Here is a 15,946-nt window from a genome sequence, read left to right on the forward strand (position 1 = left end):
CAGGAACGGCCCGGAGCCGGGTGGGGGGCCGCACCGGCTCGTGAAGTCGTGAAGTCGTGAAGTCGTGAGGTCGTGAAGTTTTTCAGGATCTGAGGGGGAGCAGTTCCATGGCCAATTTCTCGAAGTCGAACGTGCCGCAGTTCTCTGTGGACGTCTATCAGAACGAGTACCTCCCGGAGGGCGGCCGGGAGGTCAACGCCATCGCCACGGTCACCTCGACCGGCGGTGGAACGGTCGGGTCCGCGGTGCGCGCACCGCATCTGTACGCGGCGGGCCTGAGCCCGGACGCCGCCGTCGCGATCATGGTCGACTGTTCCGGGTCGATGGACTACCCGCCGACGAAGATGCGGGGCGCAAGGGACGCCACGGCCGCCGCGATCGACGCCCTCCGCGACGGTGTGCACTTCGCGGTGATCGGCGGGACGCACGTCGCCAAGGAGGTCTACCCGGGCGGCGGCCGCCTCGCGGTGGCCGGCGCGCAGACCCGCGAGCAGGCCAAGCAGGCGCTGCGCAGGCTGAGCGCGGGCGGCGGCACGGCGATCGGCACCTGGCTGCGCCTGGCCGACCGCCTCCTGGCCTCCGCCGACATCCCCGCGTCCTCGGTGCGGCACGGCATCCTGCTCACCGACGGCCGCAACGAACACGAGTCGCCGGACGACCTCAAGGCCGCGCTCGACTCCTGCGCGGGCCGCTTCACCTGCGACGCCCGCGGCGTCGGCACGGACTGGGAGGTGAAGGAGGTCACAGGCATAGCCTCCGCGCTGCTCGGCACCGCCGACATCGTCGCCGACCCGGCCGGGCTCGCCGCCGACTTCACACAGATGATGGAGACGGCGATGGGCAAGGAGGTCGCCGACGTCAGCCTGCGGCTCTGGACGCCCATGGGCGTGGAGATCAAGTTCGTCAAGCAAGTGGCGCCCACCGTCGAGGAGTTGACGTCGCGTCGCACGGAGGCGGGGCCGCGCGCCGGGGACTACCCGACGGGGTCCTGGGGCGACGAGTCCCGCGACTACCACATCTGTGTCCAGGTGCCGGGCGCCGAGCTCGGCCAGGAGATGCTCGCCGCCCGCGTCTCGCTCGTGGTGCCACAGGGGGACGGCAGCGTACAGACGCTGTCGCAGGGCCTGGTGCGGGCGGTGTGGACGGACGACATGGCGGCCTCCACCTCCATGAACCCGCAGGTCGCGCACTACACGGGCCAGGCGGAACTCGCGCAGGTCATCCAGCAGGGCCTGGACGCCCGCAAATCGGGAGATGTCGACGGAGCGACGGCCAAACTGGGCCGGGCCGTCCAGCTCGCGAGCGCCTCGGGCAACGCCGATACGGCGAAGCTGCTTTCGAAGGTGGTGGACGTCGTGGACGCCGCGGCAGGTACTGTTCGATTGAAGGCGAAGGTCGCCGAGGCCGACGAGATGACACTCGAGACACGGTCGACGAAGACCGTTCGCGTGAAGAAGCAGTAGCGCGGCGCACGGGCGCCGCGGACGGTACAGACGCAGTACGTACGGCCCTCGGGCCGGAGAAGGAGAGGGGGAAGCGCCGACATGCCGACCTGCCCGAACGGACACCAGTCGGGTTCCGATGACTGGTGCGAGGTCTGCGGTCACCGCATGGCCGGTGCCGTACCACCGCCTCCCCCGCCGCCGCCCCCGGCCGGGTACGGCTATCCCCCGCCGCAGCCCGGCCAGGACCCCGGCTTCCCGCAGCCCGCGCCGGGGCGCCCGCATCTGGCCGCCGTGCCGGAGCCGGCTCCCGAGGCGCAGCTCTGCCCGCAGTGCCGCACGCCCCGCGAGGCGAACGCGCCGTTCTGCGAAGAGTGCCGCTGGAACTTCCTGACCAACACGGCGACCTCGTACACGCCCGCGGCGCCGAACCCGCCGCTGCCGGGCACGCACGGTGGTCCCGGCCCCGGCCCCGTTCCCGGCCGGGGGCCCGGCGGCCCCGGCATGCCGCAGGGCCCGAACCCGGCACAGCAGTTCTCGCAGCCCCCGCCGGGATACGAGTACCAGGGCTCGCGCCCCTCGCAGATGAACCGGCCCGCGGAGCCGATCCCGCCGTTCGGCAACGGTGGCGGTGGCGGTGGCGGCCAGCAGGGTCCCGGTCCGCAAGGGCCCGGTCCGCAAGGTTCCCGTCCTCCGGGTGCCGGGCCGCAGGGTCCTGGGCCGCAGGGTCCAGGTCAGCCGTTCCCGGGACAGCCCGGACCCGGCGCTCAGGGGCCTGGCCAGCCGTTCCCGGGGCAGTCCGGCCCTCAGGGTCAGGGTTCTCAGGGCCCCGGCCCTCAGGGTCCCGGTCCGCAGGGTTCCGGTCCGCAGGGTCCCGGCCCCGGTCAGGCGCCGCCCGGCGCCCCCCAGGCGTTCCAGCAGCCGGGTCCGCCCGCACCCCCCGCGTTCCCGCAGGAGACGGGCGCCCCGCAGGGCCCGCCTCCTCCGCCGCCCGGCCCCAGTGGTCCCGGCGGCCCCGGTGGTCCCGGTTCCGGCGGCCCCTCCTTCGGTGGCGGAACCGACGACTGGGTGATCTCGCCCCCGTCGTCCCCCGCCCAGCAGGAGCCCGTCCAGCAGGAGCCCTTCCAGCCGCAGGAGTCCTTCCAGCAGGAGTCCTTCCAGCCGCAGCAGCCCGAGCGGTCGCAGGGTCCCGGGACGTGGACGGTGACGATCGGTCCCGACCGTGAGTACTTCATGGCGATGATGCAGCGCAGCGGCCCCGAGGCCTCGGGGCTGAACCTCCCCGCGTACTCGCCCGAGCAGCAGCGCCCGCTGTCCGGCAACCAGATCAGCATCGGCCGTCGCAGGCACTCCACGGGAGACACCCCGGACATCGACCTGTCGGTGCCGCCGGAGGACCCGGGCGTCTCGCACCAGCACGCGGTCCTGGTCCACCAGCCGGACGGCAGCTGGGCGGTCGTCGACCAGAACTCGACGAACGGCACCACGGTCAACGGCGGCGAGGAGCCCATCCAGCCGTTCGTCCCCGTCCCGCTCCAGGACGGCGACCAGGTGCACGTGGGTGCCTGGACGACGCTCACCATCCGCCGCGACTGACGGGAGCGGGCCGGTTCAGAGAGGCCAGACGTACGGCCCTTCGGGGTCGTCGAGCCAGGCCCATTCGTACGGTCCGCTCACCGTGATCCCGAAGCGCTCGCGCACCGGCCGCCCTTCACGCTGCCACAGCGCGAGCGCTTCGTGCGGATCGAGGCTGCCCGCGGTCAGCTCCAGAAGGAAACGGAAGAGCTCGTTCTGCAGCGCCCGGCGCGGCAGCCCGCCGATGTGCTGCTCCTGCGGGGTTCCCGCGCCGCCGCCGCGCAGCGGCACGAAGTAGGCGGGGGTGTGCAGGAAGCGTCCCTCGGCGTGCTCCGCGCCGCGCACCGTCAGCGCGACCAGGCCGGTGGCCAGCGGCGTGAGGACGCGGGCACCGGGACTGCACTGGGCGAGCCAGGCCCTCGGCACCGAGTTCAGGGTGCAGGTGGCGATGATCCGGTCGTAGGGCGCCCGCTCGGGGCAGCCGGCCGCGCCGTCGCCGGTCACCACGGCCGGGCGGTACCCGGCGGCCGCCAGATGCCGCCGCGCGGACTCCGTGATCTCCGGGTCGAGGTCCATGGTCGTGACGTGGTCGTCGCCGAGCCGGTGGGCGAGCAGCGCCGCGTTGTAGCCGGTGCCGGCGCCGATCTCCAGGACCCTGTGCCCCGGGCGTACCTCCAGTTCGGCGAGCATCTTCGCCATCAGGGACGGCTGGCTGCTGGACGAGACGAGGTCCCCGTCGCGCACCCGGGTGGCGAGCGGGGAGTCGGTGTAGGCGCCGCGCAGCCAGCGGGTGCGTCGCCGGTCGTCGGAGTCCTCGCCCCACAGCCGCTCGTACCCGCCGCCCGCGCCCACGTAGTAGTAGGGCACGAACAGGTGCCGCGGCACGGCCTCGAACGCCTCCCGCCAGACCGGGTCGTCCTGCCAGGCCCCGCTCGCCTCTATCTCGCGCACGAGAGCGGTCCGGGCCTCGGCGAGCAGCACAGGATCGAGTTCCATGTGTCCACTGTGCTGCGCCGTCGCCGCCGATGCGAGTGGCGGAGCCGGGGCGGTGGCGCGGTGGTGCGGTGGTGCGGTGGTCCTAAGCCTTCCGTCCTCGGTCGCGACGTCTGAGACCATGGAACGTGTGAAAGAGATCCCGCGCGGCACGCTTCAGGAGCAGACCTACTACGAACAGGTCGGCGGCGAGGAGACCTTCCGACGCCTGGTGCACCTCTTCTACCAGGGGGTCGCGGAGGACCCGCTGCTGCGGCCGATGTACCCGGAGGAGGACTTGGGCCCGGCCGAGGAGCGCCTCGCGCTCTTCCTGATGCAGTACTGGGGAGGCCCCCGCACCTACAGCGACAATCGCGGCCATCCCCGGCTGCGGATGCGGCACGCGCCGTTCACGGTCGACAGGGCCGCGCACGACGCCTGGTTGAAGCACATGCGTGCGGCGGTCGACCAGCTCGGCCTCTCCGAGGAGCACGAGCGGACGCTGTGGAACTATCTGACGTACGCGGCGGCTTCCATGGTCAACTCCGAGGGCTGACCGCCGTCAGCACTGCTAGGCGGGTGTGACGGAGAGTCCCGAAGCACCCGCCCGGCGCACCGCGACGGATCCATAGGCCGTACGCAGCCGCAGCCACGCCCCCGCCGACAGCAGGGTCAGCGCGTCCCCGCGCAGGAATCCCAGGGTCTGCGCCGCGTGCGCGGCCCGCACGGGCAGCTCCGTGTCACCGACGGGCCGGGACCAGATCTCACGCCCCACCCGGTCGAGTTCAGCCCGCACCCGCCGCTCGGCGGGCAACTCCTCGACCCGGGACCGGAATTCGGCCACGGACTGCTTGATCAGCGAGCGCACCGCGTCCGGAGCCGGCAGGCCGGGCTCCGGCCGCCAGCCGCCGCGCGGCGGCAGCACGCCCGCCCACGGCGGCCCGGTGACGGCCTCCGGGACGTCCACGCCCCGAGCCGTTTCCACGAGCTCCGCCGACTCGCCGACCTGCTCCAGGAACTCACCGGCCGAGACGGTGACGTCGAGCGCGGTGTCGAGCCCGTACTCGTACGGCTCGGTGAGCCGCGCCGTCCGGATGGCGAGCACCTCGAATGACGGCGGCCGCCCGAACACGGCGAGCGTGTCCCCGGCGGCCTGCAGCCGCACCGCGGCCGCCTTGTCGTAGTGGATCAGCCGGGCCAGGAAGGCGGCGAGGTCCGCCGCCTCCCCGGCATCGGCGAAGTGGAGCCGCGAGGTCATGCGGCAAGCGCCCCCGAGCCACCGTCGGCGCTGTCGTCGACATACTCCTGGAGGAACTCCCGCTCCTCGGCGGAGATCCGCCGCGGCCGCTGCGCCTCCAGGTCGAAGGGCACGACCACGGTGGAGGCCCGCACATACACCTGGTCCGCGTCCTTGATCTCGTACGCGATGGTCAGCGACGCCGCACCGATCTTCGTCACCCGCGACTCCACGGTGACCGGCTCGTGCCGGTGCACCAACGGCCGTACGTAGTCGATCTCGTGCCGGGCCACGACCGACCCGCCGGAGAACGACGGCGACCCGTCACCGGGCGCCAGCCGGAACATGAAGTCGATGCGCGCCTCCTCCAAGTACCGCAGGAAGACGACGTTGTTGACGTGCCCGAAGGCATCCATGTCCGACCAGCGCAGCGGGCACTGGTATATGTGTCGAGCCACAGTCGCCTCAGCCTCGCGTCAGCTTCTTGTAGGTGGCACGGTGCGGACGGGCCGCGTCGGCGCCCAGGCGCTCGATCTTGTTCTTCTCGTACGACTCGAAGTTGCCCTCGAACCAGTACCACTTGGAGTCACCCTCGTAGGCGAGGATGTGGGTCGCGACCCGGTCGAGGAACCACCGGTCGTGGGAGATCACGACAGCGGCACCCGGGAACTCCAGGAGCGCGTTCTCCAGCGAGGAGAGGGTCTCGACGTCCAGGTCGTTCGTCGGCTCGTCGAGGAGGAGCAGGTTGCCGCCCTCCTTGAGGGTCAGCGCCAGGTTGAGGCGGTTGCGCTCACCGCCGGAGAGCACCCCGGCCGGCTTCTGCTGGTCCGGGCCCTTGAACCCGAAGGCGGAGACGTACGCCCGCGAGGGCATCTCGACCTGGCCCACGTTGATGTAGTCGAGCTCGTCGCTCACCACGGCCCAGAGGGTCTTCTTCGGGTCGATGTTGGCGCGGCCCTGGTCGACGTAGCTGACCTTGACCGTGTCACCGATCTTGATCTTGCCGGAGTCCGGCTCCTCCAGGCCCTGGATCATCTTGAACAGCGTGGTCTTGCCCGCGCCGTTCGGACCGATGATGCCGACGATGCCGTTGCGCGGCAGCGAGAAGCTGAGATCGTCGACGAGGACCTTGTCACCGAATGCCTTCGACAGGTGCTCGACCTCGACGACGATCGAACCCAGTCGCGGGCCCGGCGGGATCTGGATCTCCTCGAAGTCCAGCTTCCGCATCTTGTCCGCCTCGGCGGCCATCTCCTCGTAGCGCGCCAGACGCGCCTTGGACTTGGCCTGCCGCCCCTTGGCGTTCGACCGCACCCACTCGAGCTCTTCCTTGAGCCGCTTGGCGCGCTTCTCGTCCTTGCGGCCCTCGACCTTGAGTCGGGTCTGCTTCTTCTCCAGGTACGTGGAGTAGTTGCCCTCGTACGGGTGGGCGCGGCCGCGGTCGAGCTCCAGGATCCACTCGGCGACGTTGTCCAGGAAGTACCGGTCGTGGGTGACCGCGACGACTGCGCCGGCGTACTGGGACAGGTGCTGCTCCAGCCAGTTCACCGACTCGGCGTCGAGGTGGTTGGTGGGCTCGTCGAGGAGGAGCAGGTCGGGCGCCTCGATGAGGAGCTTGCAGAGTGCGACGCGGCGCTTCTCACCGCCGGAGAGGGTGGTGACGGGCCAGTCGCCGGGCGGGCAGCCGAGCGCGTCCATGGCCTGCTCGAGCTGGGCATCCAGGTCCCACGCGTTGGCGTGGTCCAGGTCCTCCTGGAGCTTGCCCATCTCCTCCATGAGCTCGTCCGAGTAGTCGGTCGCCATGAGCTCCGCGACCTCGTTGAAGCGCTTGAGCTTGCCCATGATCTCGGCGGCGCCGTCCTGGACGTTCTCCAGAACGGTCTTCGACTCGTCGAGCTGCGGCTCCTGCATGAGGATGCCGACGGTGAACCCCGGCGACAGGAACGCGTCACCGTTCGACGGCTGCTCGATCCCCGCCATGATCTTCAGCACCGTGGACTTACCGGCGCCGTTGGGGCCCACGACACCGATCTTCGCGCCAGGAAGGAAGCTCAAGGTGACATCGTCGAGGATCACCTTGTCGCCGTGCGCCTTGCGCGTCTTGCGCATGGTGTAGATGTACTCAGCCAAGAGAAACCGTCCGGCAATCAGTGAGTGGGCAGATACACCCCATCTTGCCTGACGGCCACCCCCCGGCGGAAACCGGATGATTGTCCGCCGGGGCCGTACCTCGCGTGTGGTAGCCGCGTGACTACCGCGCGCTGCGGGTCAGGGGTTGTGTCACTCCTCGGAGGAGGAGTCCGCCGGCTGCGTCGGGGTGTCCTTCTTACGCACGAAGAAGACGGCCGCGCCGCCGAGTACGACGAAGGCCACCGCGATGCCGATGATCAGCGGGGTGTTGCTGGAGCTGCCGGTCTCGGCGAGGTCGCCGCCGCCGGAGGTGCCGCCCGCCGACGCGGGGCTCGGCTCGGAGACGGGCTGCGCCTTGTTGCCTATCGTGTCGCCCGCGGTCCGACAGTCGAGCACGCCCTTGAAGCGCTTCTCGAAGCCGTTCGGCCCCTTGATCGTGAAGTCGTAGGGCTGGTCCTCCTGCAGCGGGATCGTCACGGTCTGCGAGGCGCCCGCCTTGATGGTGTGCTTGAAGCCCATCAGGCGGAAGGTGAAGGGCTTGTCACCCTTGTTCACCGCGGTGATGTCGACGCCGCTCTCGGCGCAGTTCTTCTCCGCCGAGAGCGCGGGCAGCGCTCCCTCCGCGGCCCAGCCCGCGGTCGCGGTCGCCGACACGGTGGACTCACTGGAGCCCGCGAGTATCTGTGTCTGGCTCCTGGTCTCGGACACGAAGGCCCGGCCGACCGGCACGGTGGTCGACGCCTGCACGGAGAGCGCGGCCGAGCCGTCCGGGGCGTCCTTCGGTACGTCGAAGTAGAGACGGCTGCCGTCGCGCGCGGACTTCACGGGCTTGCCGTTCTCCGCGACGACCTTCACACCGCTGGTCGCGGAGTCGGCGGGCGGCGTCACCGTCACCGATTCGGCGTCGGTCCGCACGGTGACCGGGCCGAGCCGCTTGCCCGCGCGGCCCGACACGGCGGGCGACTCGAGCATCAGCGACGCCTTGGGCTCCACGCTGTCGCGCGCGCTCTTGTACAGGTGGTCGGCGAGCTTCTCGGCCTTCGGGTCGACGGCGTCGACCTCCGCGGCGTCGGAGTACCGCCAGATCGCCACCTGCGTGCCGGCCGCGGCGGTCTGCTCGGTGAGGGAGCTCACGCCCGCCTTGCGGCCGAGCGCCGCGAGGTCGTTCACCTGCGGGTAGGAGTGCTGAAGGATCCAGCGGATCTTGCCCGCGTTCCGGTTGTTGTTCAGCGAGGTGCCGCTCCAGGGGGTCTCCTGGTACTTGGCGTCCTTCTGCGTGGGGTTGAGGATGTCGATGCAGTACGTCTGCAGGGTGCCGCCGCCCTCCACAGACATCTCGAAGAGCCCCGCGGGCACCTGCTGAGAGCTGCCGTTGTCACGGATGACGGCCTGGTCGTACGTCTGCAGCCCGCCCAGCGTCGCGATCGCGCCGCCCCGGTGCTGCGGCGCCTCTTCCGCCGCGGCCGCGCCCGCGACGGTCATGCCGCCCGCCAGGGCCAGACCCGCCGCCACGGTCACTGCGGCGAGGCGGGCGGCGCCTCGGCTACGTATGGACAACGCAGAAAACACTGAATTCCCCTCCGGGCGGGACCCGTTCACAACGTTGGGGGGTGGTCCCGCCAGCAGACTGAAAGGGGCAGGAACACCTGCCACCTGCATGGCATCTTCTGCCAACTGCCCCGTGAGCTACGTCCGGCATCCTAAGGAAACGGCGCATCACGAGCCCCACGCATCTCATAGGACTGCGGATCCGACTCGGAATCGTTATCCCCAACCCCCGCTCCGAGCTGGGCTTATCGACAAATCAACGGCATTGATTCGCCGATATGCCGCACTTCGGTCGCCTCCTCGGCAGTCACCCTGACACTCCGTCATCCCACGGGCGCCGGCTCCTTCTCCCTCATTCCGGCCCCGCTTCCGTCCCGCTCCGCCGCCGACTCGGTCAGCGCCGGATTGGCCCTGCCCACCCGCCGGAACGCCGCCGTGCCGCGCGACAGATCGTGTCCGACGGCCACCGCCTCGATGTCCGCCGACGTCCAGTGCTGCCCGCCCCGCTCCTCGTCACGCACCTTCAACCGGCCCTGGACGATGACCGGTTCACCCACGGACACCGACCCCTGCACGTTCGTACCGAGCGCCCGCCAGGCCCAGACCGTGAAGAAGTTGGTGTGGCCGTCGCTCCACGTGTTCTTCGCGGCGTCGTAGTACCGCGACGTCACCGCGAGCCGGAACCGCGCCACCGGTCCCGACGGCAGCTCCCGGTACACCGGCGTCGTCGCCACGTTTCCCACTACCGTCACCAAGGTCTCGTTCATGATCGAACCCCTCCCCCGCTTCGTCCGTCTCCGCCGCCGCGCTGTCCACGGCCGCGAATCCAGACTGCACCGGTCGCGCCGATCCCGCTGAGCCCTGTGGGCAACCACCACGTTGTGGAAAACTCCGTCACCCCATCGAGGCACGCGTCCCCGTCACTCGCACGTACTGCTCCCTGACCTCCCGGTACCTGAGCAGCTCCGCCGCCACCGGATCGAGGACCTGCGCCCGGCCGCACCCGGCCGCCGCCTCCCGCAGTCGCCGCTCCGCTTCGTATCCGTACCGGCGCGCGGGCCCCCGCGCCGCCATCCGGCTCGACCACTCCACGCACGGGCCGCCCACGATCCCCGCCAGCATCAGCAGCACCGGCACGCCCAGGTTCGGCGTGGCGATGCCGATGATCTGCCCCACGAGCCAGAGACCGCCCACGACCTGAAGCAGCGACATCGCCGCCTGGGCGAGGACCGCGACGGGCCACCACCCCGGCCGTGGCGGCCGCCCGGTCGGCACACCCGCCGTCACCGCAAGCTCGTCGAGCGCCTCGGGCAGCCCATCGGAGCCGCGCACGGCGGCTTCCCGTACCGCCTGTCCCCAGGGCGCTGGCAGACCCGCCGCCGCCCGGTCGGCGACCGTTCGCACAGCCTGCTCCACGCGTTGGCGCGCGGTCGCCTCCTCGTCCATGGGGACGTGGGCGGTCGACGTCGGGACGCCCTGCGGGGAGCGCCGGGCCTCATACAGGCGCCACATCCTGAGCCACGGGTCGCCGCACGCCTTGCCCGCGTGCCTGCGCCAGGCGCGCTCCGCCGCGTCCCCCGCGGCGGTCGCGCCGACCGCCTCCGCGAGCCGGTCGGCGAACTCCTCGCGCGCCTCCTCGCTGAGCCCGATCCGCCCGCGGTCGCGGCCGGAGCGCGCCCCGGCGACGTACACCGGACGCAGCCGTGCCGCGGCGGCGTCCAGGTCCGCGGAGATGCGGCGGGCCGCGGCGCCCCGCTCCTGGGTGAACTGGCCGAGGACCTCGCGAAGTTCACCCATTCCCTCTCCGGTCAGCGCGGAGATCGCGAGCACCGTGGCGCCCGGTTCACCGTGCTCACCAAGTGCGACGCCGTCCTCGTCGAGGAGTCGCCGCAGGTCGTCGAGGACCTGGTCGGCGGCGTCTCCGGGGAGCCGGTCGATCTGGTTGAGCACTACGAAGGAGACCTCCGCGTGGCCGGCCATGGGCCGCAGATAGCGTTCGTGGAGCATCGCGTCGGCGTACTTCTCCGGGTCGACGACCCAGATGACGGCGTCGACGAGGGCAAGAATGCGGTCGACGTGCTCGCGGTGCTCGCCGACCGCCGAGTCGTGGTCGGGCAGATCGATCAGGACGAGCCCTTGAAGCTCTTCGGCGCCCGGCCCCTGGAGCGGTCGGCGGCGCAGCCGTCCCGGGATGCCGAGCCGGTCGAGGAGCCCCGCCGCGCCGTCCGTCCAGCTGCACCCGATGGGGGCGGCCGTGGTCGGCCTGCGCACGCCGGTGTCCGAGATCATCACGCCGGCGAGGGAGTTGAAGAGCGTCGACTTTCCGCTGCCGGTGGCGCCCGCGATGGCGACGACGGTGTGCCGTTCGGAGAGCCTGCGCCGGGCGGCGGCCTCGTCCAGGATCCGCCCGGCCTCGGCGAGCGTGCCGCTGTCGAGGCGGGTGCGGGAGAGCCCGACGAGTTCGCGCAGGGCGTCGAGTCGGGCGCGCAGGGGTGCTTCGTGGGACGTGGGGGTGGTGGAGGGGGCCCCTTCGTAGGACGTGGGCGTCCCTTCATAAGAAGAGGGCGCTTCTGTGGATGCGTACGAGTGGACTCGGGTGTCGATCCCGGTGCCGGGACCGGTGCCGGTGTCGGTGTTCGTGCTAGAGCCCTTACGTCCGCCCGTGACCCGGCGCGCGATGAGCCCGTCGTCCCAGGCCCTTTCGGAGCCGCTGCCGGGGCGCTCATCGGGCTTGCCCCGCTTGTCCTGGGCGTTCCGTTCGCTGCGGTCGTTCCGGTCGCTGTGGTTGGGGCGATCACTGTGGTTGGGGCGGTCGGCGTGATCAGTGACGGCGGTCACCGCGGTCACCTCTCCTTCTGCAGTACGGACAGGGCGGCGATGAGCTCGGCCTGGGGTTCGGGATGCACCTCGAGGGCGTCCAGGGGCGCGAGCCTCCGTTCCCGCTCGGTGGCGAGCACCTTCTCCAGGTAGTCGGTCAGCAGGCACCCGCCCCGGTCGAGGAGCCGGAACGCACCCTGGGCACCGATCCGCTCGGCGAGTACCTCCCCGGCCGAACGCGCCCGGCGCCCGCCGAGCAGGGCGGCGGCGAGCAGCGCGGCGACGACTTCGGGGTCGGGGAGGGCGTTCTTGTCGACCCTTTCCAGGCCGCGCACCTCGTCCTCGGCGTACTCCTCCAGGACGCGCCGCCATCTGCGGACGGCCATCCCGATGCGGTGCTCGGCGCTCTCCACCTCCGGGTCGCGGTCGGCGAGGCCCGGGGCGCCCGCGGCCGGTTCGCGCCGCCATGCCTCGTCGATGCGTTCGTCGGCGGCGGTGACGGCGCACAGCAGCAGCGCTTCCAGGCTTTCGGCGATGGCGTCGAGCAGCTCGTCGGCTCCGCAGTCGAGCGGGTAGCTGCGCCACCGCTTCAGGGCGCCCCCGGCGAGTACGCCTCCCGCCTGCAGACGTCTGCTCACGCGCTCCTGCTCGTGCTCGTACGCGTCGTCGACGGCCGAGGTGAGCCGCAGCGCGGCGGCATGCTGGGCGGCGACGGCGCCCGCCAGTTCCGGCATCCGGGAGTCGAGGGACCTGAGGACGCCCTGCGCGGTGCGGGCGATGGCCTGGGCGCGTACGGAGGGGTCCTGGACGCGGTGGGTGAGCCAGGCGCGCAGGGGGGCGACGGCGGTGGCAGGGAGCAGCCCGCCGCCGCCCGCGGACTCGGGCAGCTCGGGCACGGTGAAGCGCGGTACGTCGCCGAGGCCCGCCTTGGCGAGCAGGGCCCCGTACTGCCGTGACACCTCGGTCACCACCTGGTGGGGCACGCGGTCCAGGACGGTGACGAGGGTGGCGTCGTGCTCCTTGGCGGTACGCAGCAGATGCCAGGGCACGGCGTCGGCGTACCGGGAGGCGGTGGTGACCATGACCCATACGTCGGCGGCGGAGATCAGTTCGGCGGCCAGTACGCGGTTGTCGGCGAGGAGGGAGTCGATGTCGGGGGCGTCGAGGAGGGCGAGGCCGCTCGGCAGGCTGTGCGCGGTCTCGATCCGCAGGGCCCGTTCGTCCTCCCCGACGAGCGCCGGTACGTCCTCTTCGCCGTCCCCCGCGCCGTCCTCCTCCCCACCCTCGCCGGGGTCCTGCCGGGGCACCCACACGCGCGTGAGGTCGGGCAGGATCCGCATCCCCGAGAACCAGTGATGGTCGTCGGGATGGCAGACGAGCACCGGCGTCCGTGTAGTGGGACGCAGCACACCCGCCTCGCTGACCTGCCGACCGACGAGGGAGTTCACGAGGGTGGACTTGCCGGCGCCGGTGGATCCGCCGATGACGGCGAGGAGCGGCGCTTCGGGCGCCCTGAGCCGGGGCACCAGATAGTCATCGAGCTGTGCCAGCAACTCGTCCCGGTTGGCACGCGCGCGTGGCGCCCCTGGCAGGGGGAGCGGAAAGCGTGCGGCGGCGACACGCTCGCGCAGGGCGGAGAGTGCGTCAAGCAATTGAGGCCGTACGTCCAAGGTCACCACATGCGAAGAATGCCCAATTTTGGCGGCTTTCTGAAGCATATGACTGCCCCTGCGCGCCGATCGGACACAGGGGATGGAAGGGGCGACTGGGGCGCAGGCATAACGAGTGCACAACACCCGGGGCGTGAGACGCCAAAAGCGATGCGAGATTCGCACCTGCCTGCGATTATCAGGATCGCTTCACCGAACCTCCACATCGCGGCGCGGAGGCGAAGCACCAGGGACAGGGCCCCGGGAGCCCTATCCTTGTCCCCGGCAAGGTCACGGATCACCCCCACATCCAAGCCCTCCGCCACCCGGCCACACCCGGCCCCCGTAGCTCAGTGGATAGAGCAGGCGCCTTCTAAGCGCTTGGCCGCAGGTTCGAGTCCTGCCGGGGGCGCACATAGCCTCTCACCTGCGGAAACGCGTGAGGGGCTCTTTCATGTCCGGATGCACATCGCTGTGAGGCCAAGCGCCTTGACTGTCCACGATCGTGGATACATACCCTGACATCGGGGTTGCAGTTCGCGCCGACGGGCGCCTGGCTACCGCTCCTCGTCCAGTACCTGGGCAGCCGCGCGTGGGTCCATGAGGTTGGACCACGCCTGTTCGGCCGGGAGCAGGTCCCGCTATGGCAGGGCGTACTCCGGATACCAGCCCTCAGCCTCGCAGCCGGGGACGTTGCGCAGGATCAGCACGGTCAGGTTCGGCGGCACGGAACCGGTGATCCGGATGGCGAGGTAGGTCTCGTGGCCGTCGTCCGCACGCACCTGGCTTGCCGTCCTCGTCCGCGAACTGCTCGGACGCCTTGGCCAGCACCGGGTGGTCGATCTCGTCCAGCGACACCGTGACCGGCGGCACCGCGAGGCACAAATCCTCGCGTAAGCAGCGCAGCGTAGGGCGGGCCGGGCGCAGCGGGCCGGGTCCGCTCATTCCTCGATTCCCCCGACCGCGTCGATCTCCTCCGCGGTCAGCCCGGTCAGCAGCATCACATCCGATTTCAGCGAGCCATCGAGCACACTGAGCGCCTCCACCATGCCGGACCGCAGATCCTCACGGCGCTGCTCCAGATACGCCCGGACCGCCTCGGCCACCAGGTCCTTCTTTGTCAGCCCCAGGAAATGAGCGCCCTGGCTGATCAGTTTGTCCGTCGCCGGGTCCACCTTCAGCGGGGACTGGCGTACCGACTTCGCCGCTGTCGTCATCGTCAACACCTCCGCCGCCGCAGTACCTAAATACCTCATGGTGAGGTTGTTTCCGCTGTCACCGCTGTCGCCCCGCCGGAGCCCGATAGGACCGCGTCGGCGGACAAACCGCTGGCCGGGCGGCGGTGCTCGTCCTGGGCGGCACGCACGCCGACGCGGTCGCCGCCCGCACCCGCGTCGTCGATCTCGGTGGCTCCGCCGCCGTCAACCTCTCGTGCAGCGTCACCGACGTCCTCGTCCTGGCCGGAGGCGAATACGACCGCCGCAGGCGCCGGATCGCGGACCTGGGGCTTCCCCTGCATGACGAGCACTGGCTCATCGCGCCAACGGCCGCCGCAGACAGGGCGGGTGGGGTCGAGGACGGCGAGTCGCCGACCATGTCCCCGCCGCCCGCTCCGCACGTACTGCCGCGCGGCGGTGTCATCGACCTGCCCGCACCGCCGCCCGGAACTCCCGCGCCCCCATGGCACATCACCGCGAGCTGGGCCCCACAGGACACCTGCGAGATCGACCTCGCCTCGCTCCCGCCCGCCTCACGCAAAGTCGTCATCGCGGCCGCCATCGACGGGCATGTGACCTTCGGCGACGTCGGTGCGGTCCAGGTGGCTACCGCGGCGGATGAGAGCGCCACGGCACTGGCACGGACCACCATGGACGCGGCCACCAGCGAACGCGCCCTGCTCCTCGCCGAGATCTACCGACGCGGCTCGGTCTGGCGCTTCCGCGCCGTCGGGCAGGGCTACGACCACGGACTGGCCGACCTCGCACGCGGGTACGGCGTCGACATCACCGGCTGAGACGCTACTGGCTCGACCGAATCGCAACGCAGCTACAGTGATCGCGCGATAGCAGCACACACGCTCAGGAGGGGCACAAGTGCGGGCTGACCCCCTGCCGATACGCGTGCCGGTCGGGCTCGACTCGGAACGTTGGACCAGCCGTACAGCTCGCCGTCGGGTTCTGCTGGTGATTCACAACGTCACTTCCGCCGGCCGACTCATGGACGTGTTGCCGCTTTTCCATGACGACTTCCGCGTGCAGCTGCTCATCACCTCTACGGGGTCCTCTGCTTTTCAGGACGGTATCGAGGAGCTCTTCGCCAGCTTGGGCCTTCCCGTACTGCCTTGGGATCAAGCACTTTCGACACCCGTGGATCTTGCGGTATCCGCGAGCTTCGGCGGACAGATCTCCTCCATTCCGGGCAAACTATCTGTTATTTCGCATGGTGTTGGATACACTAAGAAGCTGGCCAAGCCGGGAGCCGGGAGCCGGGAGCCGGGAGCCGGGAGCCGGGAGCCGGGAGCCGGGAGCCGGGAGCCGGGAGCCGGGAGCCGGGAGCCGGGAGCCGGGAGCCGGACG

At 70.9% G+C, this 15,946-nt stretch carries 14 protein-coding genes, 1 tRNA gene and 1 pseudogene; 6 read left to right on the forward strand and 10 right to left on the reverse strand.

What is annotated here, in order from left to right; translation table 11 throughout:
* Positions 1-107 precede the first annotated feature (107 nt).
* Positions 108-1,463, forward strand: coding sequence for a VWA domain-containing protein (locus AB0N81_RS33215; RefSeq protein WP_365364949.1), 1,356 nt, complete (start codon positions 108-110; stop codon positions 1,461-1,463).
* A gap of 81 nt (positions 1,464-1,544) precedes the next feature.
* On the forward strand, positions 1,545-3,038 hold the full coding sequence (locus tag AB0N81_RS33220) for an FHA domain-containing protein (protein WP_365364951.1): 1,494 nt from the start codon (positions 1,545-1,547) through the stop codon (positions 3,036-3,038).
* Between the two features lie 15 nt (positions 3,039-3,053).
* Here AB0N81_RS33220 and AB0N81_RS33225 read toward each other — a convergent pair whose 3' ends face one another.
* Positions 3,054-4,013, reverse strand: coding sequence for a methyltransferase domain-containing protein (locus AB0N81_RS33225; RefSeq protein ID WP_365364953.1), 960 nt, complete (start codon positions 4,011-4,013; stop codon positions 3,054-3,056).
* 118 nt (positions 4,014-4,131) lie between these two features.
* Here AB0N81_RS33225 and AB0N81_RS33230 point away from each other — a divergent pair, with 118 nt between their 5' ends.
* Entirely contained in the window at positions 4,132-4,545 is a 414-nt protein-coding gene (locus AB0N81_RS33230) for a globin (protein WP_365364955.1), read from the forward strand.
* Positions 4,546-4,560: 15 nt separating this feature from the next.
* On the opposite strand, the gene AB0N81_RS33235 is transcribed toward AB0N81_RS33230, so the two are convergent.
* From AB0N81_RS33235 to AB0N81_RS33265, 7 genes are all read right to left on the reverse strand, one after another.
* Positions 4,561-5,247 carry a hypothetical protein gene (locus AB0N81_RS33235; protein WP_365364957.1) on the reverse strand — a complete coding sequence of 229 codons (687 nt, stop codon included), beginning with the start codon at positions 5,245-5,247 and terminating at the stop codon, positions 4,561-4,563.
* The gene (locus tag AB0N81_RS33240) at positions 5,244-5,684 is read right to left on the reverse strand and encodes a thioesterase family protein (protein ID WP_365364959.1); all 441 of its coding nucleotides are present in this window, start codon (positions 5,682-5,684) and stop codon (positions 5,244-5,246) included. Before AB0N81_RS33240 ends, AB0N81_RS33235 begins: the two co-directional genes overlap by 4 nt.
* 7 nt (positions 5,685-5,691) lie before the next feature.
* Positions 5,692-7,356: an energy-dependent translational throttle protein EttA gene (gene ettA, locus AB0N81_RS33245; protein ID WP_365364961.1), complete on the reverse strand. Its 1,665-nt coding sequence runs from the start codon at positions 7,354-7,356 to the stop codon at positions 5,692-5,694.
* Positions 7,357-7,506: 150 nt separating this feature from the next.
* Complete coding sequence (locus AB0N81_RS33250) at positions 7,507-8,907, reverse strand: Cys-Gln thioester bond-forming surface protein (protein WP_365364998.1); 1,401 nt, start codon at positions 8,905-8,907, stop codon at positions 7,507-7,509.
* Between the two features lie 320 nt (positions 8,908-9,227).
* Positions 9,228-9,671, reverse strand: a complete 444-nt coding sequence (locus tag AB0N81_RS33255; RefSeq protein WP_365364963.1) for a single-stranded DNA-binding protein — start codon at positions 9,669-9,671, stop codon at positions 9,228-9,230.
* 127 nt (positions 9,672-9,798) lie between these two features.
* Positions 9,799-11,742: a GTP-binding protein gene (locus AB0N81_RS33260; RefSeq protein WP_365364965.1), complete on the reverse strand. Its 1,944-nt coding sequence runs from the start codon at positions 11,740-11,742 to the stop codon at positions 9,799-9,801.
* 5 nt (positions 11,743-11,747) lie between these two features.
* Complete coding sequence (locus AB0N81_RS33265; RefSeq protein WP_365364968.1) at positions 11,748-13,439, reverse strand: dynamin family protein; 1,692 nt, start codon at positions 13,437-13,439, stop codon at positions 11,748-11,750.
* Positions 13,440-13,709: 270 nt separating this feature from the next.
* Between AB0N81_RS33265 and AB0N81_RS33270 the strand changes: the two genes are divergently transcribed.
* Positions 13,710-13,782 (forward strand) — tRNA-Arg (locus tag AB0N81_RS33270).
* 229 nt (positions 13,783-14,011) lie between these two features.
* On the opposite strand, the gene AB0N81_RS33275 is transcribed toward AB0N81_RS33270, so the two are convergent.
* Both AB0N81_RS33275 and AB0N81_RS33280 read right to left on the reverse strand, forming a co-directional pair.
* Positions 14,012-14,152, reverse strand: a complete 141-nt coding sequence (locus AB0N81_RS33275; protein WP_365364970.1) for a hypothetical protein — start codon at positions 14,150-14,152, stop codon at positions 14,012-14,014.
* 159 nt (positions 14,153-14,311) lie between these two features.
* Entirely contained in the window at positions 14,312-14,587 is a 276-nt protein-coding gene (locus tag AB0N81_RS33280) for a hypothetical protein (RefSeq protein ID WP_365364972.1), read from the reverse strand.
* 125 nt (positions 14,588-14,712) lie between these two features.
* Between AB0N81_RS33280 and AB0N81_RS33285 the strand changes: the two genes are divergently transcribed.
* Complete coding sequence (locus AB0N81_RS33285; protein ID WP_365364974.1) at positions 14,713-15,384, forward strand: TerD family protein; 672 nt, start codon at positions 14,713-14,715, stop codon at positions 15,382-15,384.
* A 169-nt stretch (positions 15,385-15,553) separates the two neighbouring features.
* A pseudogene (locus AB0N81_RS33290) lies at positions 15,554-15,946 on the forward strand (hypothetical protein); the annotation flags it as partial.

The organism is Streptomyces sp. NPDC093510 (assembly GCF_040683555.1).
In the GTDB taxonomy this organism is placed as follows: domain Bacteria; phylum Actinomycetota; class Actinomycetes; order Streptomycetales; family Streptomycetaceae; genus Streptomyces.

Coding starts and splice junctions, on each gene's coding strand:
- AB0N81_RS33215 (WP_365364949.1), top strand. CDS start 108: ATGGCCAATTTCTCGAAGTCGAACGTGCCGCAGTTCTCTGTGGACGTC.
- AB0N81_RS33220 (WP_365364951.1), top strand. CDS start 1,545: ATGCCGACCTGCCCGAACGGACACCAGTCGGGTTCCGATGACTGGTGC.
- AB0N81_RS33225 (WP_365364953.1), bottom strand. CDS start 4,013: ATGGAACTCGATCCTGTGCTGCTCGCCGAGGCCCGGACCGCTCTCGTG.
- AB0N81_RS33230 (WP_365364955.1), top strand. CDS start 4,132: ATGGAACGTGTGAAAGAGATCCCGCGCGGCACGCTTCAGGAGCAGACC.
- AB0N81_RS33235 (WP_365364957.1), bottom strand. CDS start 5,247: ATGACCTCGCGGCTCCACTTCGCCGATGCCGGGGAGGCGGCGGACCTC.
- AB0N81_RS33255 (WP_365364963.1), bottom strand. CDS start 9,671: ATGAACGAGACCTTGGTGACGGTAGTGGGAAACGTGGCGACGACGCCG.
- AB0N81_RS33265 (WP_365364968.1), bottom strand. CDS start 13,439: ATGCTTCAGAAAGCCGCCAAAATTGGGCATTCTTCGCATGTGGTGACC.
- AB0N81_RS33280 (WP_365364972.1), bottom strand. CDS start 14,587: ATGACGACAGCGGCGAAGTCGGTACGCCAGTCCCCGCTGAAGGTGGAC.